The following is a 23,957-nucleotide window of genomic DNA, read 5'->3' on the forward strand; positions in this document are numbered from 1 at the left end:
GTCTCCGGACCAAGGGCCGCTTCGCATATCCGGGCGCAGAGGCCACCAAAGGTTCGGAATTACCGGAGTTACAGCGCCCTGGCCGCTCGGTCTCCCCGGGCCGCTATCTGGCAAAGCGCAGCAGTGCCGCGCCGACAAGCGTGGCCATGGTCGAAAACACTTTTGCCAGGTCCATGCGCTCTTTCATAAAGAACACGCCGATCAGCAGGGCAAACACAATGCTGCTCTCGCGCAAAGCGGTGACCAGCGCGATGGGCGCCTGGGTAAAGGCCCAGATCACCAGCGCGTAGGCGACAAAAGACGCGCCACCGCCAAAGACAAACACCGGCAAGGCCGAGGTGAACACCGTTTTGAAACGCCGCGGCGCGGTGAGCGCGGTGTAGATGGCGATCAGCACCACATTGCCCAACGCCAGCCAGCTGTAAAACCCAAGCGACGTGCCCGCCAGCCGCGCCCCCATCCCGTCCACTATCGAATAGGCGGCGATGAAACAGCCGGTGACAAAGGCAAGCTTTGCTGCTTTCAGATTGCGCTGCCCGTCACTGCGGCGCACCAGGCTCATGCTCAGGATGCCGGCCCCGATGATGCCGACGGCCAGCAGTTCCAGCGGTTGCAGCACCACCCCAAGAAACAGCACCGACACCAGCGCCACCAGCAAGGGCGCGCTGCCCCGGGCAATGGGATAGACCTGGGTCAGATCCCCTGCGCGATAAGAATGCAGCAGGAACAGCTGATAGCCCGCATGCAGCGCGATACCTGTGATCAGCCAGGGCAGGCTGGCAACGGACGGGGCGGGTACAAACAGCAGGCTCAGCGCCGCAAGCGGCATGTGCCCCATTACGACAGCGGTCATACTGGTGTATTTGTCGGCACCGTTTTTAACCAGCGCATTCCAGGTCGCGTGCAGCAAAGCGGCGGCGATCACCGCGCCAAATACCAAAGCGCTCATTCCGGTCCCCCGTAGATTTCGTACTGTACAGCCGCTGCAGGTGCCGGATGGCGGGCGCAGCGACCCCTTTTGTTCAACTTCGTGCCGGTGTCGCCAATACACACTTATAGCGGATGCCGGTGTCGCGGCTGCCGGACCGGCCTCATTTCTTTTTCATCGCATCCAGAAGCGCGGCGCCAAAAGCCCCGGTTTCCGCCGCTTTTGGCGCCGGTTTCTGGCCCTGATTTGGCGTGTGCTGGTTTTTACCGTGCTTGTGCTGACCCTGTTTTGACTGGCCCTGGAATTTACCACCAGCGCCACCGCCAGGCTTACTACCGCCCCTGCGATCCTGGTCCCGCGTCCCGGCTGCGCCGCCACGCCCGGCGTCCTGCTGGCCCGCGTTGTCTTTGCGCATGGTCAACCCGATGCGTTTGCGTGGGATATCCACCTCGACCACCCGTACTTTGACCACATCGCCGGCCTTGACCACCTCATGGGGGTCTTTGACAAACCGGTCGGCCAGTTGTGACACATGCACCAACCCGTCCTGATGCACCCCCACATCGATAAAGGCACCAAAGGCCGCCACATTTGTGACCGTGCCCTCCAGCGACATGCCCGGTTTCAGGTCTTTGATATCCTCAACGCCATCAGTGAAACTGGCGGTGACAAATTCGGGACGCGGATCGCGCCCGGGTTTTTCCAGCTCCGCCAGAATGTCGCGCACTGTCGGCAGGCCGAATTTCTCGTCGACAAAATCCTCAGCCGCAATATTCGCGAGCAGCGCCGGCTCTGTGCGCAACGCACGCAGATCGCGGCCACAGGCCTTGATGATCCTGCGCGCCAAACGATAGGCTTCGGGGTGGACCGCAGAGCCATCCAGCGGCTCTTTACTGTCAGCAATGCGCAGAAATCCGGCGCATTGCTCAAAGGTCCGGCTGCCAAGCCGCGGCACTTCCATCAGCGCCTTGCGGCTTTCAAAGGCACCATTTTCATCGCGATAGGCCACAATGCTTTCCGCCAGCGCCGGGCTGAGACCGGAGACATGCGCCAGCAACGGTGCCGAAGCCATGTTCAGATCCACTCCGACCGCGTTCACCGCATCTTCCACCACCGCTTCAAGCGATCGGCCAAGGCGGAACTGGTCCACATCATGCTGATACTGGCCAACACCGATGGATTTTGGCTCGATCTTCACCAGTTCCGCCAACGGGTCCTGCAGACGCCGCGCAATCGACACTGCACCGCGCAGCGACACGTCGAGATCAGGGAATTCTTTCGCCGCAAGCTCAGAGGCAGAATAAACCGAGGCACCGGCCTCGGACACAATCACCTTGGTGGGTTTGGGCGTCGGCAGCGCCTGCAATACATCGGCAATCAGCCGCTCGGATTCGCGGCTGGCGGTGCCATTGCCGATCGCGATCAGATCGACGCCATGTTTGCGGATCAGACCCGCAATCGTTGCCATCGAACCCTGAATGTCTTTGCGTGGCTGGAACGGGTACACCGTCGCTGTGTCTAATACCTTGCCAGTGGCATCTACCACTGCGATTTTGCAGCCGGTGCGGATGCCCGGGTCCAGCCCGAGCGTGGCGCGCGGTCCGGCGGGCGCGGCCAGCAGCAGGTCCTTGAGATTGCGGGCAAACACCCGGATCGCCTCGTCATGGGAGCGCCGGCGCAGATCTGCCATCAGATCCAGCGTCATCGACAGGCTCAACTTGATGCGCCAGGCCCAGGACGCCTGGGTGCGCAACCAGAGATCGCCCGGCTGCTGGCCGCTGACCTGCAGCGCGCCGCAGATCATCGCTTCGACCGGCGCGGTGTCATTTTCCGCCCCCGGCGTAATCTCCAGCGTCAGAACCTGCTCCTTGCTGGCCCGCAACATCGCCAGAGCCCGGTGACCCGGCACCACAGACCAACGCTCGCTATGGGCAAAATAGTCGGAAAATTTGGCGCCCTTGTCCTCTTCGCCCTTGATCACCGTGGCGTTCATCCAGGCGTTTTTCTGCATATAGTCGCGCAGCCGCCCGATCAGCGTGGCGTCTTCCACCAGCCCTTCCACAATAATGTCCCGCGCCCCCATCAGAGCCGCTTTCACATCGACCACAGCGTCGGTGTTATAGGCAGTGGCCAGCCGCTGCGGATCGGCGGCACGGTTGGCGCGGATCGCATCCGCCAGCGGCTCCAGCCCGTTTTCCCGCGCGATGGTCGCCTTGGTGCGACGCTTGGTTTTATAGGGCAGGTAGATGTCTTCCAGCACCGCTTTGGTACTGGCGCCATTGATGGATTTCTCCAGCATATCCGTCATCTTGCCCTGGTCCCGGATCGTTTGCAGGATCACCCCGCGCCGCTGTTCCAGTTCGCGCAGATAGACCAGCCGCTCCGCCAGGTTGCGCAATTGGGTGTCGTCCAGCCCGCCGGTTGCCTCTTTGCGGTAACGCGCCACAAACGGCACGGTCGATCCTTCGTCCAACAGGGACACCGCAGCCACAACCTGATCGGGGCGGGCGCTGATTTCGGTGGCAATGGTGCTGGCGATACGGCGGGAGGTCTCGGGAGTCATATGCGTCCTGGGCATGGGGATCGGGAGCGCCAGCATAGCCGGGCAACCCCGCCGGGCCAAGGGCGGGCGGGGGCCAAATGCGGGCTTTTTCGCCGGGGCCGGAATGCAGTCGAAAACAGCCCGAACGTGTGTCCGCCGCTGCAGCAATCAATGCACGCCGCAACGAGCTGTTACCGTTGCGCCTGCCTTGTGCCGTCTCTGTGCTGGCTTTGAGCCGTCAGTGCCTGGACAGCAACCGGTGCAGCTGATCCAGTGCCGGTTGCATTTCCGCCTCGCTGAAAGCGCAGAACCCCAGCAGCAGGCCATTGATATCGCGATTGTCGCTGCAATAGCCCGACAGTGCCTGGGTGCTCAGGCCCAGTTCCGTGGCGGCGATGGAAATCTTCCGGTCGTCAAAACGCGCCTGCAGATGAAAGGCGATCTGCATACCGGCCTGATGATCGCTGAAGCTGCCAAACGTGGCAAAATCCGCCGCCAGCCGCGTGGTCAGGAACCGGCGGCGCTCGCCATAGATCCGCCGCACCCGGCGCAGGTGACGGTAAAACTCGCCACTGGCAATGAAATCCGCCAGCGGCTGTTGCGCTATCACCGACCCATTGCTGCCAAACCGCTCCAGGCTGCGCTGAAACTGGTCGCACAAACTGTCCGGGATGATCAAATACCCCAGCCGCAGAGAATTGGAGAAGATCTTGGAAAAACTGCCGATGTAAATGCTGCGCTGTAACGCGTCAAAACCCGCCATCGCCGGGATCGGCCGGCCCGCGTAACGGAACTCACTGTCATAATCATCCTCAATGATCCAGCTGTCACGCGCTTGGGCCTGGTGCAGGAAAGCCTGCCGGCGCTGGGGTGACATCGCGCCTCCCAGGGGAAACTGATGGGAAGGTGTCAAAACCACCAACCGCGCCTCGTTTTGTCCTGGCACAGCGCCCTGGTCGTCGTTTCTCAAGGATTGCGGCACCAGCCCCAGCGCGCCTGCGTGCGCGCGTATGGGCAGAAAGCCCGGATCTTCCAGCGCGATGGTCTCGCCGGGACGGGCGAGAGTGCGCATACAGAGTTCAAGCGCATCGGTGGCGCCGGCGGTGATGATGATCTGTGCCGGCGTTGCCTGCAGCCCGCGCCATTCCGAGACATGGCGCGCCACCGCCTGGCGCAGCTCCGGGTTTCCGAACGGGCCATGCCCTTGCAAAAGCCCGGCTGGATTGCTCCGGCACAGCCGCGCCAGAGCCCTGGCCCACTGGCGATGGGGAAACAGTCGCATGTCGGGCACGCCTGCGTGAAACGGGCGTGGACGGGGCCGTGTCTGGGGTTCGCTGCGCGCTGCTTTGGCGGGCCCGGGTGCAGCGCCGGGTGCAGCGCCGGGTGCAGCGCCGGGGGCACGCTCCGGTGTTGTCAATTCTGGTGCTGGCGGTTCAGACAGCGGATGGGTCTTTGGCAACTCAACCGCTCCGACCGGGCACAGCGTATACCCTGAACCCGGCAGGCTGCTCAGATAGCCTTCTGCCACCAATTGTTCGTAGGCGCTGACCACGGTGGAGCGCGACACGCCGAGTTCAACGGCCCAGGCCCGGGTCGGCGGCAGGCTGGCCCCGGCCGCCATGGCACCGGAACGTGCGCGTTCCCGCACCGCAGCGCAGATTTGTTCAAACACCGGCACCTTTGAGGCGCGGTCAATAAAAATGGCCAGGCCAGAGGGCTGTGGCTTGGGCTGTGGCACGGGTTGCTTCATCGGGATATCTCTGCCTCAACTGGTGATATCAGCACCATAAGAGCGCATCACAGGCGCGACAACTGCCCCACAGTCCCTCCGCGGTGCAGTCCCCCGCAGTGCGCTGTCCCATCACCTTGCCAGTCCGTAACCCCAGCAGACTGGACCTCACTGCAGCTCAACCTCAACAAAGGTTTCGTTGTAACAAGCGCCGTCCTCGATATCGGTGCGGATGTCAGACGGGATTAGCGCATTGGCGGTCAAATCCGTGTCACTCGAGTGTCGCCAGGTCCCTTTAGGGCTGTAGAGCACGCCAGGCCGGGTCGCATCGGTCACCGCCAGCACAAACGTCACCCGGCCGCGCGCGTTCCAGGCCACCACCTTGGCGCCATTGAGCAGGCCACGACTGTCAGCGTCTTCCGGGTGCATCTCCACCACCTCAGCCCCAAGAGAGCTGGCACAGCCGCCAAAAGTCGCGTTGGTGCGTTTGCTGGAAGACGGCGTGATCAGGACCAGCGGCAGATCACGTGCCACCGGCTCATAGCGCGGCAGACCATAGCCATACTGTTCCTGCAACTCCTGGGAAAACAGCTCAATACACCCGCTTTTGGTGCCGGGTTTCACTGTTTTACACAGGATCAGATCCTCGCCGCCCGGCGCGCGCATTTCGATCGCCTGGTCCAATGCAATCTGGCTTGGGCGTACCCCGTCAAAACGCACATCATCACCATCCATCGCCTGATCCATCAGATCGGCATCACTGTCGCTAAACATTGGCTCATCAAAGCCAAACCGCGCCGCCAGCCGCCGGAAGATCTCGGTATTGGGCAGCGCTTCGCCAACACAAGGGATCACCGGCGCCGCCCGTTGCACATAGTTCTGCCCATAGGCGCCATAAATGTCGTCTATTTCGAAATGGCTGGCAGCAGGCAGGATCACATCGGCAAACTTCATACTGTCGGTCATCACCACATCGCAGCCGGCAATAAACAGATCATCCCGCATCAGCCCCTGGATCAGCCGCGCTTGATCGGGGTGCGTGGCCACTGGGTTGTGGTTATAGATCATCATCGCTTTGACCGGTATCTTCATGTTTTTGTTCAGTAGTTTCGCGGCGACATCGACGATATTGAAGGTGCGCGTGCCCGCAGGCACCAGATCGCTGCGTTGCAGACGCTCCTGAGTCTTGGGCGCGGCCAGTCCCGGTTTGGCCAGCACCCCGGCACCAAGGCGGCCGTGATTGCCGGTCAGCGCCTGCAATGCCATCGCCGCGCGCAGGCCCGAGCCGCCGCTGTGGCCACGCTCAATGCCGTTGCCAAATGACGCCGCCACATTGTCCCGGCTGACATAGAGATCTGCCAGTTGGTGGAACTGATCCGCAGTGACACCACAGATGCGTTCCACGTCAGAGACGGAATACTGCCGCGCCGCGCTGATGTAGGGCTCAAAGCCCTCAACCCACTGTTTGATAAACGCGTGATCCAACGCGCCCCGCCGTTCCACCTCCGCCGCCAGCGCCAGCGCCAGCACCACATCGGTGCCGGGCCGGATCTGGATAAACAGGTCACTCTGCTCGGCAACTTTGGTCCGCTTGGGGTCAATCACCACCAGCAGCGCGCCCTGGCTGCGCGCCCGTTTGATCACCCGCATCAGATGCAAGTTGGACACGGTGACATTGTTGCCCCAGATCAGGATCAGATCGCTGTGTTCCGCCTGTTCCGGCGGCATGCCTGGCGCAGCGCCAAACAGGCTGCTGTAGGCGCGTCCCCGCACCGCGCCACACAGAGGCCCGCGGTTCAGCTGTGTCGCACCCAGCCGGTGAAAGAACCGCCGGTCCATCGACGCAGCGGCCAATTCGCCATGGGGGCCGGCATAGTTGAACGGCATCACTGACTGGGGGCCATGGGCGTCGATCGCGCGGGTGAAACCGACGTGAATCAGATCAAGCGCCTCTGCCCAGCTGATACGCGCGTACTGACCGCTGTCGCGCGGCCCGGTCCGTTTCATCGGATGGGTCAGCCGTGCTTCCCCGTGCACAAACTCGGGATAGGAGCGCATGACCTTGTTGCAGACCACCCCAGCGGTGAACGGATTGGCCTCTGAGCCCCTGATGCCGCTGATCTTACCCCCGGTCACTTCCACATTCAGGCTGCAGGTGTCGGGGCAATCCAGCGGACATACGCTGGGCAGGATCTGGGTCTTGGCACTGATATTCATCGGAATTCCCCGTATTCACCGGAAAACCGGTTGCTGGTGAGCTGTCTGGTCAAAGCCTATCAGGGTAATGGTAGTATAAAAATGTCCAAAATTGCACAAAGCATGCATACCAATTTTGCACAACTTTGCCACTGCGCGCTGGGCCTGGATTGCAGAGCAGCCCCCCGCGGGCAGCGATTGATTCTCTGGGCTACGATGCCGGTAAATCTGTCGCTCTCTGTGCCGTCAAAGCGCCACAACTCGCCCGGGCTACCGGCGTACCGCAGGTTTCCGGCCCGGCAAAGCGGTGCCGTCTGCCTGGAATGCCAATCGCAACCCGCGAATACGGAAAGCCTCTGCCCGCTGCTCCGCTTTGTCGGGCGCAGGATTGGATACCCTCCTATGTCATTGATATTGCGCGCTGCTCTGTATTGATCAGGCCTGCATATATAAGTACGCAGATCGCCGCCTCGGAGCCGCCGCCGGGCCAGATCTGCTGGACAAACTGATCTCACTTGCCTGGGGTCCGGACTTATCGCGGCCAATTTGTCCGAAATGGTGCACGCGAGGTTTTCACGATTGAATATTTTCGGGGCGCGTGGAATCTTTAGGGCCTTAGCAGCCACGGCAATTCCGGGCTGGAGGCAGCAGGCGGAACCCGGCCATGAACGAAATTCTTGAAGGTCTTAAGGCGGCCTCCTGGCTGGTGCTGACTTTTGATTCTGACCTGGTTGAGATTACCCTGCGCTCGCTTCAGGTGACGCTGACCGCCGTCGCCATCGCTTCACTCATCGGACTGCCGCTTGGCGCCTGGCTGGCAGTGCACCGGTTTCGCCACCGCCGCGCCACCATCGCGCTGCTGAACGCGCTGATGGGGCTGCCACCGGTGGTGGTCGGGCTGGTGGTCTATCTGCTGCTGTCGCGCGCCGGCCCGTTTGGCGTGCTTGATCTGTTGTTCACTCCCACGGCCATGATCCTGGCACAGATTGTGATTGTCACCCCGCTGATTGCTTCGATCTCGCATCAGGCGATGCGCGATCTCTGGGCCAGCTATCATGATCTGCTGATCTCGATCAGCACCCGCAAACGCCAGCGCATCGCCACCCTGTTGTGGGACGGCAGGCGGGCGCTGATCACAGCGGCACTGGCCGGGTTTGGCCGCGCCATCGGCGAAGTCGGCGCCATTATGATTGTCGGTGGCAATATCGAACACGCTACGAGGGTTCTGACCACCGCCATTGCACTTGAAACCGGCAAGGGCAACTTTGATTTGGCGCTGGGGCTTGGTTTTGTGCTGATCGCGCTGGCGATCCTGGTCAACGTGACAACTCATATGATCGGGCGCACGGAAAGTGAGGGCAAGTGGTGACTTCCATTCTTCCTCTGACGCTCAGCGGTGCCACGGTGAAACGTGGCAAAAAGACCTTGTTGGGCCCTGTTGATATGACGGTGTCGCCCCGGGGCTTTACCATCATCCTCGGTCCCAACGGGGCGGGGAAAACCACCCTGTTGCGGGCGCTGCACGGGCTGGAACATCTTGATTCCGGCTCGGCGCGCTGGCAGGTGCCCCTGCGGGATGCGCGCAGCCGCCAGGGTTTTGTCTTTCAGGCGCCGGTGATGATGCGGCGCAATGTGCGGGACAGCCTCGCTTATCCGCTGATCGTGCATGGTGTGCGGCGCAAAGAGGCCCGCCAACGCGCCGGGCTCTGGGCGGAGAAAATCGGCCTGGGGGACATGCTGGATCAGGCCGCCAGCCAGCTTTCGGGCGGTGAAAAGCAAAAACTGGCGCTCGCCCGTGCGCTGATCCGCGACCCGGAGATCCTGTTTCTGGACGAGCCATGCGCCAATCTGGACGGGCGCGCCACCCGCGAAATCGAGGCCATTCTGCAAACCGCCCAGGCCAATGGCACCCGCATTCTGATGTCGACCCATGACATCGGCCAGGCCCGGCGCCTCGCCAGCGATGTTGTCTTTCTGATGGGCGGCAGGATCATCGAAACCGGCCCTGCAACCACTTTTTTTCACACCCCGTCCACGCCTCAGGCTGTTGCGCTTCTGAACGGAGATATCGTCGAATGATCCGCGTTTTTGCCTTGATTTCAACTCTGTGTTTAACTTTGTTTGCCTCTGTTGCTCAGGCCCAGACGCTGAAACTCGCCGTCACCACCTCCTTTAACAATTCAGGTCTTTCGGACGTCCTGCTACCAGCGATCAAACAGGACACCGGAATAGAAGTACAACTTTTGATCGTGGGCACTGGCCAGGCGTTGCGCCTGGGCAAAGCCGGCGATGTGGACGCAATTCTGGTGCATTCGCGCGCCGCCGAAGAAGCTTTTGTGGCAGAGGGCTACGGCACTTACCGCCGCGAAATTATGTATAATGATTTTGTTCTGATCGGCCCGGCAGAGGACCCGGCAGGCATTTCCGGCGCACCGACCGCCACGCAGGCGCTACAGCGCATATTTGGACAACAAGCAGTCTTTGTCAGCCGTGGCGACGACAGCGGCACTCATAAAATGGAACGCACGCTCTGGACCGCCGCCGGGCTTGAACCCGACACGTTTAAAGGCTGGTACCGTCCGGTTGGCGCTGGCATGGGCGCGGCGCTGAACACGGCTTCTGGTATGAACGCCTATCTGATGGCGGACCGCGCAAGTTGGCTTAACTTCGCCAACAAAGGCGATCTGGCGCTGCTCTATGCCGGCGACCCGGTGCTGTTCAACCAATATGCCTTTATCCCGGTTGATCCCGCCCGTTTCCCCCATGTTAAAAACAATCTGGTGCAAAAACTGGAGAGCTGGCTGACCTCAGAGCGCGCCGCCGGGCTTATCAACGGGTATCAGATCAACGGCGAGACCCTTTTTACTTTCAATGCAAATCCGGTACCCTGACCGGTTCCTGCCGGGCACTGCTGCGGGCATGAATGCGCGGATCGGCCAAAGACCAGGCCAGCGCCCCGGCTGAAGTTGACCCGGTCCTTATCGCATACTTCAGGCCGCGCTGGCTCAGCGTTGGTCGGTAAACTGACCGGGATTGGCCGGCGTCAGATACCTCCGGGCCCGCAGCCGCCACTAATGTGTGTGCGGCGCGTCGTCCAGAGAGCCATGTACCGCAAACTGATCCAGCTCCGCCTGCTGCGGTGCGATATTGCGATAGGCTTCTTTCACCCCGGCATCCGTTAGCTCCCGGCTTACGGTCAGCAATGTGTTGTCGTCATGGCCGTCACAGAGCTCAGCCATCTGCGCCAGCTCGCTCTCTGCGACCCCACGCGCTGCCTCAAGTGAAGGCGCGCCGTAATGGCTGACAAAATGCGCCGCCAGCATCTCCACGAGCTCAGCGGTCTCGGAGGCTTCAACCCTGGTGACCGCCACAAAGGTCACCCGGCCGAAAGTCTCGAGCCCGAGCCAGCCATTGGCAAACGCCTGACGTGCCTTGCCGTTCAGATCGCCCTCAGACCAGTCAGAAAATTCAAACCCGCCGGAAATACACCACTCGCCGGTGCGGGCAGGAGTGTGAAAGATGTTCATATCACTTTCGTCAAAATGAATTGCACGCGCCAGCAGCGGTCTGTTCTCCGCGCTCATGGTGTCGCCTCCAGTTGGGAACTTAACGGGATCAGGTGGGTGGTGCCGTCCTGATCGCGCAACAACATGCCGAAACGATCATCCACCCCCAGAAAAGTGCCGCTGAGCCCGCCCTGGTTCGCCTCTTCGCCGATGCCCGGCACCAGGCCACGCCATTCATTGTGCAGCGGGCCTGTGCCTTCACCGGACCAGCGGTTGATCCACACCAGCGTATGGCGCGCCCAGCTTTCCAACAGGGCTTTGGCGTCCACATCGGCGCAGCCCTCGGCATAAAGCGCGGTTTCGCCCGGAGTGTCGCCCGGACGGTCGGATGCCGGCCCGTCTGAAGCCGGCCACAGCGGAAGTTCCAGCCCAATCACCAGCCAGTCGGGCACTTGCGCCGGATCTGAAGTTGAGCTGATTGCCCGCAGGTGGCCACAGCTGGCGCCGTTGATTTTTATGCCACCAGCCCAGTCCAGATGCACCGCCACTTCCGGTGGGGCCAGCGCCCCGAGCGCGTTCTGAAAACCGATGCCACAGGCCGGCAGCATCGCCATGGCGTCCTCCAGCGGCACTTCCGGCGCAAAGATGATGGAGGCGCGCAACTCGGACGCGCCCAGATTATAGACCACCAGCCCGGCATCACAGCCCAGCGCCGCCTGGGCGATCGCCGCGTCAAGCGGGTCAGATTCGCCCGCGACAGGGTAGCCGCTCAGCAGCGGCGGAAAACTCGCGTCCCTCATAACGTCCCCTCTGCCATCAACCTGCGTGCCAGATTGCGGAACCCCAGTGCCTGGGCGCTTTCAGGGTCAGACACCACAATCGGTGCGCCGCCATCCGCCGCCAGCCTTATGTCCAGATGCAGCGGAATTTCTGCCAGCAACGGTACGCCCAGTTTTTCCGCTTCCTGCGCCACGCCGCCATGGCCAAAGATATGCTCCTCATGGCCACAGGCGGAACAAATATGGGTGCTCATATTCTCCACCATGCCGAGGATCGGGGTGCCCAGCTGATTGAACATATCAATGCCCTTGCGCGCATCCATCAATGCCACATCCTGCGGTGTCGAGACGATAATCGCCCCGTCCAGTCTGGTCTTTTGCGCCAGCGTCATCTGCACGTCTCCGGTGCCCGGCGGCAGATCCACCAGCAACACATCCAGCGCGCCCCATTGCACCTGCATCAGCATCTGCTGCAACGCGCCCATCAGCATCGGTCCGCGCCAGACCACCGCCTGGTCGTCATTGGTCATCAGCCCAATCGACATCATGGTGACACCGTGATTGCGCAGCGGCAGGATAGTTTTTCCATCAGGCGAAGCCGGCCGGCCGGACACGCCAAGCATGCGCGGCTGCGACGGCCCGTAGACATCAGCGTCCAGCAATCCGACCCGCTTGCCCTCAGCGGCCAGCGCGCAGGCCAGATTGGCCGCCACGGTGGATTTGCCGACGCCGCCTTTGCCCGAGGCAATTGCGATGATGTGGTCAATGCCGGGGATTTTTTCCGGACCTGCCGGCTCGGCCTTGCGGTGTGGTTTCAAGTCCGGTGGCGCCGCCGGGCTGCTGTGGGCGGTCATCAGCGCCGAGACTTTGCCAATGCCGGGCAACGCTTTCAGATCCGCTTCCGCCCGTGCCCGCACCGGCTCCATCACCGGGGCTGACGCGGCTGTGACTTCAAACACAAAGCGCACATTGCCCTCGTCCACTGACAGCGCCCGCACCAGACCTGCGGCCATAATATCCTGCTCAGACTGCGGGTCTGCAATACGTTTGAGAACCGCCAGTACTTCGTCCCTCGTGACCGCCATCTCAGCTGTCCGCTCCGGTAATGGTGCCGGTGACCATATGTTCCAGCGCCAGCCCATCAATGGTCAGCACCACTTTCGCCTCATAGGTTTTTGTGCCGCTGCCACTCTTGCGCATAGCCTGCTCAATGGCCTGCTGCGAGGTGACACCGACTTGTTTCAGAAATTTGCGCATCGACATATTAAATTCATCGCTCATGTATTTCACTCCTGTTGGCTTTGGTCACAAGATTGACCTGAAGGCTGATCCGCCGCTAACACTGTCGGTATAAATTCATTTCCGGAGGTCGCATGCGTATTTTGATCTGTGCATTTCTGGCTTGTTTCCTGATCCCGTCGGGCCTTGTCGCTCAGGAAAAAAGCTTCGTGCTGTCTGTGCCGCAAGCGCTTGAAAACAGCGGATTTCTCGACTATCTGCTGCCCCGGTTTTCGCTGAAAACATCGGTCAGAATTCAGCGGGCCGCTCCAGGCGCTGCAGCAGATTTGCAGTTGAGCGCCAGCGGCAATGACAGCAACGGCGGGCCGGCAGTGTTTCAGGGCCCGCAGATACTCTGGCATATTGAACGTGTTTCGGACAGCCCTGCGGCCGCGCGCTTCCTGACCTGGCTCGCCTCTGACATCGGTCATCGGACCATCCTGGGCTATCAGCCTGATGGGGTGTCTCTGTTCACGCCGCCGACAGTTGAACGCGTCGCCACAGCGCCTGCAGGGGCGCCGGTGGACACCGCTGTCGGTGCAGGTCTGGCGCTGACCACCTGCGGCCGCTGCCATGTGGTGAATGAGAAAAACCGGATGAATTCCATCGGTTCGACCCCGTCTTTTGCTCTGCTCAGGACGTTTGACGACTGGGAAGAGCGGTTTCAGAGCTTCTATGCCCGTAAACCACATCCCGCCTATACCCAGATCGAAGGCGTGACCGCGCCGTTTGATCCGGCACGCCCGCCGCCGATTGTGCCGCTCAGGCTGACGCCGGAGGAGCTCGACGCCATCACGGATTACGTGGCAACCATCGCGCCGGCTGATCTTGGTGCTCCGTTGCAAGCTCAGTGATCCTTGCGCTTTGACAGGTAATCGTCAGTGGTGCGCACCCGCGGCCGTTCGCCACCTGCAAACGGGTTGTCCTGGGAATGATACTGGGCCTGAATGCGACAATTATCGCACATCTGGATCATCTTTGCAGTTTCCGGATTGGCGAACATCGCGTGTTTTCCGGCCAGTTTTTCGGTGATCTTTTCCACCGTCGACTTCACCCCGAACAGGCTGCCGCATTCGATACATGCAAAGGGCTCCTCTTCATGCAGCACCACCTGATTAAAGGCGGCGTCGCTCAGGTTTAAACGCGGTTCCAGCGTGATCGCCTTTTCCGGGCAGATATTGACGCAGAGCCCGCATTGCAGACAGGCGTCCTCCTGAAAGCGCAGCTGTGGTGCGTCCGGATTGTCGCCCAAAGCGCCGGAAGGGCACAGCGAGACACAGGACAGGCACAGGGTGCAGGCCGCGGTATCGACCAGCACAGCTCCATAAGGGGCGCTGTCGGGCAGGGCCAGGATAGCGTCTTTTGCCGCCAGCGCTTTGGCGGCGGTGCGGGTCACCTGACGCCGGGTTCCCATCGGCAGGATTGGCGTGTCTACGGCGTCCGGGACCTCAGCGTCAAACAGGGCGTCCGACAGCGCATCCGGGTCTTCCAGCTCCAGCAGCCCGGTGGTGCGGGCACTGACCGCCTGCGCCAGCTCCGCCTCCCGCTGTAATGTATCGTGGTCTGATCCGGGGGAGACAAGCACATCAACAGCGGCAAATCCAACCCCCAGCGTCGCCAAAATTTCCGCATGACCAAACGAAGCTAATGCGCTGATCTCAAACGGGATAACATCCGCCGGCAAACCGCGTCCCATGCGGGCGGACAGGGAAATCATCTCGCGCCCGTGGGTGTCATTATGCACCAGCAGGCGCGGCGCAGATCCTGCTTCTTTGCGATAAGTATCGGCCAGCACTCGCAGGCGCCGCAGCAGAGTCTCAACCGGCGGTGCGTCATAGCTGATCGCGCCCGACGGGCAGAGCGAGGAACAGGCGCCGCAGCCAGCACAGATCATCGGATCGATGCTGACAAAATCGCCGGCCGTGGTAATGGCACCGGTCGGACAGGCGTCCAGGCAATTGGAACAGGCGGGCTGTCCGGCACGCGAATGGGCACAGAGCGCCGGCTCCAGCCGCACATACAGTGGCTTTTCGAAAGTGCCGGTCAGCTGTGAGGCTGCGAGTACCGCTTTGGCCACGGCGGCCGGGTGTTTCGGGTCGGCGCGCAGATAGCCTTCGCGTTTTTCCGGGGCTGGAAAAAGGGCAGGGGCGCCACTCAGGTCCAGGATGATATCGCATTGTGTGTGGGCGCCGTCGTTGGCGGGCCCAAACTCTGGCATTCCGCGGCCACCAGGCTCAATCTGCTGCAACCGGTCCAGTTGCAGTTCAAAGCCGCCAAGGGCGCCCTGCGCCTGTCGCATTGCGCCGCGGATTACCTCAAAGGAGGCACCCACGGGCGGCGCGCTCATATCACTCAGCAGCACGGTGACACTTAAGATATCGCGCAGTTGTTCTGCGGCTTCCAGCGCCACTTCGCCGGGCCCGATGATCAGGCAGAGCCCTTCGGAGAGCACGTCCAGCGTCCGGACCCCGGTCAATTCGCCGCGCACCGGCAGGTTGGCCTCGGCAACAAGTGCGGCCATTTTGGGTAGTTTTGAAGCGCTGTCCGCGGACCAGCCCGCCCGGTCCCTCAGGTCGGTAAAACCTGCGATTTCGGCCTCCAGTTCACGTGCGAGTTCCTCGAAACGGGGGCGTTCCTGCTGGCAGGCAATCACGGTTTCCCCTGCGGCAATCAGGCGTGCAGCGCTGTCAATCTGAGTGGTGCACAGGCTGCTGTAGACGCGAGAGCACTGCATGTCTGTCGCCCGCTCCAACCCTTCGGCGTCCATCTGCTGGCTGCCCAAACAATCGCATAATATCAGTTTCTTAGACATGTATTCCTGCCCGCTATTGGTCAAAAATTGGCGACCGGTTTGTGCTGAATTCCTCCGAGTGTAGTCACGGAAAAGAGGGCGCGTAAACAAAAAATCCGGTGCTTCTTGTGGGGGCAGGGCGACGCAAAGCGATTCGGATCAGGGTGGCAAGCACCGCCTGTGAAGCGCGTTTCAGGCGCATGGCGTGCCGCCCCAAGGGACAATTCGTCCCGGGTCGAACACCGTGGCCTGTCCACCGCCCCAAATTGTCCAGCTTCGCCGCAATTCGCTAAAATTCGTGCAAAATGGCTTTGTGATGCTGCGGGCCTGGGCCAGCGTTGCTTCCAGAGACTGCAACTCGGCTTTGGGAGGAGCTTTGATACATAATCCGCATCAGTATCAGACAATGCCGCTTGGTATTGTACTGCGCAAATCCCCGGGGGTAACCCGCTGGGCGCGCTGGACCTGGCAGGTCGTGGCCGTTTTGCCCGGTGCTGCCGAAGCCGACTGGCACCTGTTGCGCCGCGATGGCGAGACCGCAGATTATCACATCTCCACCCCATTTCTGGAACTGCATGGTGCCGAAAGCGAAGCTTATCTCGCAGGACTCTCTGACCGGATCCCGTCCATATTTACTGTGCTGCGCCAGACCGGGGATACACAAAAAGCCTGGGAGGTGCTTTTGGTGACCGCGTCGCCCTATGAGGCGCAGGATTACGCCGACAACGGCGAAGACCTGGTGGAAAAAATCCCGATGCCCGAGGGGCTGATCGCCTGGATCCGCGACTTTGCCCAAAAATACCACGAGCACGAGACCTTTGTGAAACGGCGCCGCGACCGCCAGCGGGTAGATACGGTTGAGGACGGTGTTGGGGATGCGCGTATCCCGCAGCTGACCGATGTCTACCGCGCCCCGCACAGGCCCGCCGGCAAAGAGGTGTTAAATTGACCTCTGCAGCCCCGCCAGTCGATTTCTGGTCCCGGCGTAAAGCCCGGGTCGAGGCCGAAGCCCGCGCCGAAGTGCAAGCCGATCAGGCTGCGCTGGAGGCGTCAGAGCTGGCACTTCAGGAAGAAAAATCTGACGAAGAACTGTTGCTTGAACTGGAGCTGCCCGATCCCGATACGCTGCAGCCTGGCGACAACATTGCCGGGTTCATGGCCAAAGCCGTGCCCGAGCGCCTGCGCCGGCGCGCCTTGCGTCAGCTGTGGCGGCTCAATCCGGTATTGGCCAATGTGGACGGCCTGGTTGATTACGGTCAGGACTTTTCTGACAGTGCGCTGGCAGTGGAAAATTTGCAGACCGCCTATCAGGTCGGAAAAGGCATGTTGAAACATGTGCAGGAAATGGCGCGCCAGGCGGAAGAAAAGGCCGCTGAACAAGCCAGGATGCAGATAGATACCGCCCCGGACGCGCTTGCGCCGCTGCAGCCCGAACATTTCAAAGACATAACTGCTGACAGCGAAAAACCCTCTGAACCGACACCCTCTGCAGCTCCGGATCTGGCGGATACGTCTGCTGATACCGATGCGGCGCCGGTATTGATTTCTCCATTGGCCGCGCCGGACACCTTTGCCGAGGCTCCTGTCGAGGAGCCGCCGCTGCCGCGCCGCCGCATGCAGTTTCATTTTACCCCCGATCCAACGCCGGAGATCCGAACATGAGCGCCACTGCAGACCCGACCGCAATTCAGACCGAAGGCCCGGCTTCTGATCAGACCTCTGTGCTCCCCGTGATCTCTGAAGACCGGTTGCGCGCCGATCTTTACAACTATCTTGGCCTGATGCTCTCGGGCCCGCCGGACCAGACACTGCTGTTGCAGAGCGCCGCGTTGAGTGGGGACGCCAGCCCGTTGGGTCAGTCAATCTCAACCCTTGCGCGCGTGGCGAAGGTCTCAAAAGAAAAGGCGGTCATCAGCGAATTCAACGCTCTGTTTATTGGCCTGGGACGCGGCGAACTGCTGCCCTATGCCAGCTATTACCTGACCGGATTTCTCAACGAAAAACCGCTGGCCGCCTTGCGCGCCGATATGGCAGCACGCGGCGTGACCCGGGCCCCGAACGTGTTTGAACCCGAAGACAATATCGCCTCGCTGATGGAAATGATGGGCGGCATGATTGTCGGGCGTTTTGGCCGCAGCTCTGACCTGGAAAGCCAAAAAGTGTTTTTCAACAAACACATCGCACCCTGGGCGGCACATTTCTTTGCCGATCTGGAAGCGGCGAAAAATTCTGTCCTCTACGCCTCTGTCGGTGCGGTGGGCAAAGCCTTTATCGACGTCGAACGCGAAGCGTTTCGCATGATCGCGGGCCCGGCCCGCACATTGGCGGCAACAGCCGCCACACACCAGAAGGGAGAAGTCAGATGACCAACAAGACTGACGATGGCACCAGCCGTCGCGATTTCCTGAAATTAGCGGCCACGACCGCGCCGGCTGCGGTGGCCGCTGTCGCCATTAGTGGCACTGCGGCTGAGGCCCAACCGGTGGATCTCACCTCGGACAAAATGCAGGACACCGCCCATACCCGCGCCTATTTCGACAGCGCCCGGTTTTAAGACAAAGACGACATTAACTGACTTCGGACGACTGGTTGCGTGAGGCCCGACTGTCCGGAGATTTTGAAACCCAGCAAGCCCGGCCCCGCCGGTGCCAGCAAGGGAGAATTGATATGCTCAGGAAAAAGACCAACGGGGTTGCGCGACGCTCCCAGCGGACAAGTATCCTTTCTGACGCCCGCGAGACAGCGGTGGACCGCCGTGCCTTTCTGCGCGGTTCCGGTCTGGCCATCGGCGGGCTGACTGCCATTGCCGCAACTGGCGGTACCGTCACCGCCGCCAATGCCCAGAGCGCCGCCCGCATGGCGGTTGAAACGGTGAAATCGGTCTGTACCCACTGTTCCGTTGGCTGCACGGTGATTGCCGAGGTCGACAATGGTGTGTGGACCGGCCAGGAACCCGGCTGGGACAGCCCGTTTAACCTGGGTGCCCATTGTGCCAAAGGTGCTTCGGTGCGCGAACACGCCCATGGCGAACGGCGGCTGAAATATCCGATGAAACGCGAAGGCGGTGAATGGAAACGCATCAGCTGGGAAACCGCGATCAACGAGATCGGCGACGGCATGATGAAGATCCGCGAAGAAAGCGGCCCGGATTCAGTTTATTGGCTCGGTTCGGCCAAACACAGCAATGAACAGGCCTATCTGTTCCGCAAATTCGCCGCCTACTGGGGCACCAACAATGTCGACCACCAGGCGCGTATCTGTCATTCCACCACCGTGGCCGGCGTGGCCAATACATGGGGCTACGGCGCCATGACCAACAGTTATAACGACATCCACAATTCCCGCGCCATTTTCCTGATCGGCGGCAACCCGGCCGAAGCGCATCCGGTGTCTCTGCTACATATCCTCAAGGCCAAGGAGCAGAACAACGCACCGCTGATCGTTTGTGATCCGCGCTTTACCCGCACCGCTGCGCATGCCGATGAATATGTGCGCCTGCGTCCCGGCACTGATGTGGCGCTGATCTGGGGCTTGCTGTGGCATATTTTTGAAAACGGCTGGGAAGACAAAGAGTTCATCCGCACCCGTGTCTGGGGCATGGATCAGATCCGGGAAGAGGTGAAACGCTGGACCCCGGAAGAGACCGAACGTGTCACCGGCGTGCCTGGCTCGCAGCTGCGCCGAGTGGCGCGCACGCTCGCCAACAATCGTCCCGCCACCGTGATCTGGTGTATGGGCGGCACCCAGCACACCACCGGCAACAACAACACCCGCGCCTATTGCGTGCTTCAGCTGGCGCTCGGCAATATGGGCACCTCTGGTGGCGGTACCAACATTTTCCGCGGCCATGACAATGTGCAGGGCGCCACCGACCTTGGTGTGCTCAGCCATACGCTGCCGGGCTATTACGGGCTGTCGGCCGGGGCCTGGGCCCATTGGGGCCGTGTCTGGGGCGAAGATCTGGACTGGCTCAAAGCCCAGTTTGATGTTCTCAAAGGCGCCGACGGCAAAGACAAGAAGCTGATGAACAGCACCGGCATTCCGGTCAGCCGCTGGATCGATGGCGTGCTGGAAGATGTTGAGAACATGGACCAGCCCAACAAGGTGCGCGCCATGGTGCTCTGGGGCCATGCGCCCAACTCGCAGACCCGCGGCAAAGAGATGAAAACCGCGATGGAGCAGCTCGACATGCTGGTGGTGGTGGATCCTTATCCCACTGTATCCGCCGTGCTGCATGACCGCGAAGACGGGGTCTATCTGCTGCCGGCCTGTACCCAGTTTGAAACCCGGGGCTCGGTCACCGCGTCAAACCGCTCGATCCAGTGGCGCGACAAGGTGGTGGATCCGCTGTTTGAAAGCCTGCCGGACCATGTGATCATGGCCAAATTCGCCAATAAATTCGGCTGGGGGGACCGGTTCTTCCGCAACATTGAGATGGAAGACGATGAGACGCCGAATGTGGAAAGCGTCACCCGCGAAATCAACGCCGGCATGTGGACCGTTGGGTATACCGGCCAGTCGCCGGAACGCATCAAACTGCATATGGCCAATCAGCACACCTTTGACCGCACCACGTTGCAGGCGATCGGCGGACCGGCTGACGGCGATTATTACGGCATGCCATGGCCCTGCTGGGGCACAGCCGAAATGGGCCATCCCGGCACGCCCAACCTTTATGACATGTCTAAACCGGTGTCTGAAGGCGGGCTGACTTTCCGCGCCCGCTTTGGCGTGGAACGCGACGGAGACAACCTGCTGGCCGAGGGCGTCTATTCTGCTGGCTCTGAAATTCAGGATGGCTACCCTGAGTTCACTATGCAGATGCTGATGGATCTGGGCTGGGACGGCGATCTGACCGCTGAAGAACGCGCCGCGATTGATGCGGTGGCGGGGCCAAAAACCAACTGGAAAACCGATCTTTCCGGTGGCATCCAGCGGGTGGCGATCAAACATGAATGTGCGCCATTTGGGAATGCCAAAGCCCGCGCTGTGGTCTGGACCTTCCCCGATCCGGTGCCGGTCCACAGAGAGCCGCTCTATACCAACCGGCGCGATCTGGTGGAGGATTATCCCACCTATGAAGACCGCAAATTTTACCGGTTGCCCACCATGTATGCCTCGATCCAGAAGAACGACTTTTCAAAGGATTATCCAATGATCCTGACCTCTGGTCGTCTGGTGGAATATGAGGGTGGGGGTGACGAAAGCCGCTCCAACCGCTGGCTCGCTGAATTGCAGCAGGACATGTTTGTGGAAATCAACACCAGAGACGCCAACAACCTGGGCATCCGCGATGGTGCACAGGTCTGGGTCGAGGGCGCTGAAGGCGCAAAGGTCAAAGTGATGGCCATGGTTACCCAGCGGGTCGGCGAAGGTGTCGCCTTTATGCCGTTCCACTTTGGCGGCCATTTTGAAGGCGAGGACCGGCGGCACAAATACCCTGACGGCGCCGATCCCTATGTGCTGGGGGAATCCTCCAACACCGCGCAGACCTATGGCTATGATTCAGTGACACAGATGCAAGAGACCAAAGCCACTCTTTGCAAAATCTGGTCAGCATAAGGAGGTATGATTGATGGCAAGATCTAAGTTTCTCGTCGATGCTGAACGCTGCATTGAATGCAATGCCTGCGTGACAGCCTGTAAAAACGAGCACGAGGTGCCCTGGGGCATCAACCGGCGCAAAGTGGTGACCATCAATGATGGCTCACCCGGTGAGCGCTCAATCTCGGTGGCGTGCATGCATTGTTCTGACGCGCCCTGTATGGCGGTCTGCCCGGTGGATTGTTTCTATCAGACCGACGAAGGTGTGGTGCTGCATTCCAAGGACCTGTGCATCGGCTGCGGGTATTGCTTCTACGCCTGTCCCTTTGGCGCTCCGCAATATCCCCAGGCCGGCAACTTTGGCTCCCGCGGTAAGATGGACAAATGCACCTTCTGCGCCGGTGGTCCGGAGGAAAACAACTCCGCCGCCGAATTCGCCAAATATGGCCGCAACCGGATCGCAGAGGGCAAACTGCCAATCTGTGCCGAGATGTGCGCTACCAAAGCCCTGCTTGCAGGGGATGGCGATGTGGTCTCGGGCATTTACCGCGAACGGGTTGTGGCGCGCGGCTTTGGCTCCGGCGCCTGGGGCTGGGGCACGGCCTATAACCAGAAGGGCGGCTAAGCCGGACCTTGTTGCAGGCCACATTTGGGGCCTCATGTAACACAGCAAGGGGCGGTTCTGACGGGCCGCCCTTTGTTTCCGACACCTGAAGTCTGGTTCTGAGCCGTGGACGCTTCCGCGCAACGGACGCTTCCACGCAACGGACGCCTCTGTGCAACGGATACCCCGGCGCATCGGTGTCCCTGTGCAACGGATGTCTCTGTCCCGTGGGTCCCGTGTCCCTTGGAGCCGTCTTCTCCCTTACCTTTTCTAGGAGCCCGCCAATGGCCCGCGCCCTTTTTGCATTCCTGTCCGGCGTTTTACTGAGCCTGCTGCTAAGCTTGGCGGCTGTGGCGCAGGAAACCGGCGTGCCTGACCGCAGCGCAACCGGCGGCGCCCAGACGCTGTCGGATATCATGTCCCGTCAGCGTGGCGCGCAGATTGACGACAGTTTCCGCAGCGGTGCCACCGGCAATCCGGACAATGCGGCCGGCCTGGTTAACCCGCTTGGTACGCTGGGTGGTGTCTCTGATCCCGAACTCTGGCGCGCGCTGCGCTATGGCTCAGCTGATGTGACGGTCTCTGCCCGGGGGCCGGCCGCAGGCGTGGTGATCCAGAACGAGGGCATCTGGTGGCTGAACTTCCGCGAGGGGCCCCTGATGCGGGGCGGTGCCTGGCTGCTGGGCGGCACGCTGCTGGCGCTCGTGCTGTTTTACCTGATCCGCGGCCGCATCCGCATTGACGGTGAAAAAACCGGCAACACGGTGACCCGTTTCAAAGCGGTGGAGCGCTTTGCCCACTGGCTGATGGGCGGCTCTTTCATTGTGCTGGCGCTGACCGGGCTGATCACGCTCTTTGGCCGTACGGTGCTGATCCCAATGTTTGGCCGCGACAGTTTTGCGCTGCTGGCCGGCAGTTCCAAATGGATCCATAACAATATCTCCTGGGCCTTCATCATCGGCCTCATCCTGGTGTTTTTTATGTGGGTGCTGCACAACCTTCCCAAACGCCACGATCTGACCTGGCTGGCCCAGGGCGGCGGCATTCTGAAAAAAGGCGTGCACCCGCCGGCGGGCAAATTCAACGCTGGCCAGAAACTGATTTTCTGGACGGTCATTCTGCTTGGCGCCTCGGTGTCGCTGTCGGGCCTGTCGCTTCTGTTCCCCTTTGAAATGCCGCTGTTTGCCAAAACTTTCGCCGTTCTGAACAGTTCTGGCCTGCCGCAATTGTTTGGTATTGGCGATTTGCCGCTGGCGCAGACGCCGCACCAGGAAATGCAGTATTCCCAGATCGCCCATGCTTTGGTAGCATTCGTCCTGATGGCGATCGTGCTGGCGCATATTTATATCGGCTCGGTCGGCATGGAGGGCGCAATTGATGCGATGAGCAGCGGCGAAGTCGAAGAGCAGTGGGCGCGCGAGCATCACTCTCTCTGGCTTGATGAAATTTCATCTGAAGACCGCCCGTCTGATTCTGCCCCTTCAGCTTCTGAGCCGACGGTTGAGTGATTTCGACAAGAGAATGATTTCGTCATGGGGGATTTGAGATGAAAACGATGTTGCTGGCCTTTGCCGCCATTGTGTTGATTACCATTACCGCAAATTTCGCGCTGCAAACGGCCGGCTTTTCGTCTCAGGAGCAAAACCTGGGTGCTGCCGTCAGGTTAGACCAATGAACCGGCACAGCCCGGCCGCCCGGATCCCCGCAACCCGGAGCCCTGTCTCTCAAGACGCTGATACCTATGGTGAAAGCCTGTTCCGCGCCTCGATCCTGATTGTAGATGACGAACCCGGGATGCGGAATTTCCTGCATAAAATTCTCGCGCCGCGCTGCAAGCGGGTGGAGCAGGCCGACAGTGCAACGGCGGCGGCCAAACTGCTGGACGGCAATCATTTTGACCTGGTGATCCTCGACAATATCATGCCAGGTAAAACCGGGCTCGACTGGCTGCGCGAACAACACCGGGTCGGATTTTTTGCCGATGCGATCCTGATCACCGCCTATGCGGACCTGGAAACCGCGATCACCGCGCTGCGCGCCGGGGTTGCGGATTTTGTGTT

At 60.9% G+C, this 23,957-nt stretch carries 21 protein-coding genes; 12 read left to right on the plus strand and 9 right to left on the minus strand.

Annotated features, from left to right (window positions below):
• Positions 1-103 precede the first annotated feature (103 nt).
• The 4 genes from DWA01_RS17715 to DWA01_RS17730 form a co-directional block, all read right to left on the minus strand.
• Entirely contained in the window at positions 104-949 is an 846-nt protein-coding gene (locus tag DWA01_RS17715) for a DMT family transporter (RefSeq protein WP_114287134.1), read from the minus strand.
• 142 nt (positions 950-1,091) lie between these two features.
• Entirely contained in the window at positions 1,092-3,491 is a 2,400-nt protein-coding gene (locus DWA01_RS17720; protein ID WP_114287135.1) for a Tex family protein, read from the minus strand.
• Positions 3,492-3,708: 217 nt separating this feature from the next.
• Positions 3,709-5,220, minus strand: coding sequence for a MocR-like pyridoxine biosynthesis transcription factor PdxR (pdxR, locus tag DWA01_RS17725; protein WP_114287136.1), 1,512 nt, complete (start codon positions 5,218-5,220; stop codon positions 3,709-3,711).
• Between the two features lie 147 nt (positions 5,221-5,367).
• A complete protein-coding gene (locus DWA01_RS17730) occupies positions 5,368-7,416 on the minus strand; it encodes a molybdopterin-dependent oxidoreductase (protein ID WP_114287137.1) in 2,049 nt (682 codons plus the stop codon).
• 643 nt (positions 7,417-8,059) lie between these two features.
• On the opposite strand from DWA01_RS17730, the gene DWA01_RS17735 reads away from it, so the two are divergent.
• From DWA01_RS17735 to DWA01_RS17745, 3 genes are read left to right on the plus strand one after another with little or no spacing between them, the layout of a single operon-like run.
• A complete protein-coding gene (locus DWA01_RS17735) occupies positions 8,060-8,764 on the plus strand; it encodes an ABC transporter permease (RefSeq protein ID WP_114287138.1) in 705 nt (234 codons plus the stop codon).
• Positions 8,758-9,474 carry an ATP-binding cassette domain-containing protein gene (locus DWA01_RS17740; protein WP_235008602.1) on the plus strand — a complete coding sequence of 239 codons (717 nt, stop codon included), beginning with the start codon at positions 8,758-8,760 and terminating at the stop codon, positions 9,472-9,474. Before DWA01_RS17735 ends, DWA01_RS17740 begins: the two co-directional genes overlap by 7 nt.
• A complete protein-coding gene (locus DWA01_RS17745; RefSeq protein ID WP_114287139.1) occupies positions 9,471-10,286 on the plus strand; it encodes an ABC transporter substrate-binding protein in 816 nt (271 codons plus the stop codon). The genes DWA01_RS17740 and DWA01_RS17745 overlap by 4 nt, the downstream gene beginning before the upstream one ends.
• Positions 10,287-10,466: 180 nt before the next feature.
• On the opposite strand, the gene DWA01_RS17750 is transcribed toward DWA01_RS17745, so the two are convergent.
• The 4 genes from DWA01_RS17750 to DWA01_RS17765 are packed head-to-tail and all read right to left on the minus strand — an operon-like array spanning position 10,467 to position 12,961.
• Positions 10,467-10,979, minus strand: a complete 513-nt coding sequence (locus tag DWA01_RS17750; RefSeq protein ID WP_114287140.1) for a DUF6505 family protein — start codon at positions 10,977-10,979, stop codon at positions 10,467-10,469.
• Complete coding sequence (locus tag DWA01_RS17755; RefSeq protein ID WP_114287141.1) at positions 10,976-11,701, minus strand: biotin/lipoate--protein ligase family protein; 726 nt, start codon at positions 11,699-11,701, stop codon at positions 10,976-10,978. The genes DWA01_RS17750 and DWA01_RS17755 overlap by 4 nt, the downstream gene beginning before the upstream one ends.
• Positions 11,698-12,765: an Mrp/NBP35 family ATP-binding protein gene (locus tag DWA01_RS17760; RefSeq protein WP_114287142.1), complete on the minus strand. Its 1,068-nt coding sequence runs from the start codon at positions 12,763-12,765 to the stop codon at positions 11,698-11,700. The genes DWA01_RS17755 and DWA01_RS17760 overlap by 4 nt, the downstream gene beginning before the upstream one ends.
• A 1-nt stretch (position 12,766) precedes the next feature.
• On the minus strand, positions 12,767-12,961 hold the full coding sequence (locus tag DWA01_RS17765; RefSeq protein WP_114287143.1) for a DUF6494 family protein: 195 nt from the start codon (positions 12,959-12,961) through the stop codon (positions 12,767-12,769).
• Between the two features lie 92 nt (positions 12,962-13,053).
• On the opposite strand from DWA01_RS17765, the gene DWA01_RS17770 reads away from it, so the two are divergent.
• Entirely contained in the window at positions 13,054-13,812 is a 759-nt protein-coding gene (locus DWA01_RS17770) for a c-type cytochrome (protein ID WP_114287144.1), read from the plus strand.
• Here DWA01_RS17770 and DWA01_RS17775 read toward each other — a convergent pair.
• The gene (locus DWA01_RS17775) at positions 13,806-15,770 is read right to left on the minus strand and encodes a 4Fe-4S binding protein (RefSeq protein ID WP_114287145.1); all 1,965 of its coding nucleotides are present in this window, start codon (positions 15,768-15,770) and stop codon (positions 13,806-13,808) included. The two genes, DWA01_RS17770 and DWA01_RS17775, sit on opposite strands and share 7 nt — an antisense overlap.
• Before the next feature lie 355 nt (positions 15,771-16,125).
• On the opposite strand from DWA01_RS17775, the gene DWA01_RS17780 reads away from it, so the two are divergent.
• The 8 genes from DWA01_RS17780 to DWA01_RS17815 all read left to right on the plus strand — a co-directional run.
• Positions 16,126-16,698 carry a DUF3305 domain-containing protein gene (locus tag DWA01_RS17780; protein ID WP_336470014.1) on the plus strand — a complete coding sequence of 191 codons (573 nt, stop codon included), beginning with the start codon at positions 16,126-16,128 and terminating at the stop codon, positions 16,696-16,698.
• Entirely contained in the window at positions 16,695-17,411 is a 717-nt protein-coding gene (locus DWA01_RS17785) for a DUF3306 domain-containing protein (protein ID WP_114287147.1), read from the plus strand. Before DWA01_RS17780 ends, DWA01_RS17785 begins: the two co-directional genes overlap by 4 nt.
• Positions 17,408-18,115 (plus strand): TorD/DmsD family molecular chaperone, encoded by a 708-nt coding sequence (locus tag DWA01_RS17790; protein WP_114287148.1) that lies wholly within the window; start codon positions 17,408-17,410, stop codon positions 18,113-18,115. The genes DWA01_RS17785 and DWA01_RS17790 overlap by 4 nt, the downstream gene beginning before the upstream one ends.
• Positions 18,112-18,303, plus strand: a complete 192-nt coding sequence (locus tag DWA01_RS17795) for a ubiquinol-cytochrome c reductase iron-sulfur subunit N-terminal domain-containing protein (RefSeq protein ID WP_114287149.1) — start codon at positions 18,112-18,114, stop codon at positions 18,301-18,303. Before DWA01_RS17790 ends, DWA01_RS17795 begins: the two co-directional genes overlap by 4 nt.
• Positions 18,304-18,416: 113 nt before the next feature.
• On the plus strand, positions 18,417-21,311 hold the full coding sequence (locus DWA01_RS17800; RefSeq protein WP_114287150.1) for a formate dehydrogenase subunit alpha: 2,895 nt from the start codon (positions 18,417-18,419) through the stop codon (positions 21,309-21,311).
• Positions 21,312-21,324: 13 nt separating this feature from the next.
• A complete protein-coding gene (gene fdh3B / locus DWA01_RS17805) occupies positions 21,325-21,918 on the plus strand; it encodes a formate dehydrogenase FDH3 subunit beta (RefSeq protein ID WP_114287151.1) in 594 nt (197 codons plus the stop codon).
• Positions 21,919-22,181: 263 nt separating this feature from the next.
• Positions 22,182-23,405 carry a formate dehydrogenase subunit gamma gene (locus DWA01_RS17810; protein WP_114287152.1) on the plus strand — a complete coding sequence of 408 codons (1,224 nt, stop codon included), beginning with the start codon at positions 22,182-22,184 and terminating at the stop codon, positions 23,403-23,405.
• Positions 23,406-23,568: 163 nt separating this feature from the next.
• On the plus strand, positions 23,569-23,957 hold a 389-nt coding region (locus tag DWA01_RS17815), incomplete at its 3' end, for a response regulator (RefSeq protein WP_114287153.1).

The sequence above is a fragment of the Candidatus Halocynthiibacter alkanivorans genome (assembly GCF_003333265.1).
Taxonomy (GTDB): Bacteria; Pseudomonadota; Alphaproteobacteria; order Rhodobacterales; family Rhodobacteraceae; genus Halocyntiibacter_A; species Halocyntiibacter_A alkanivorans.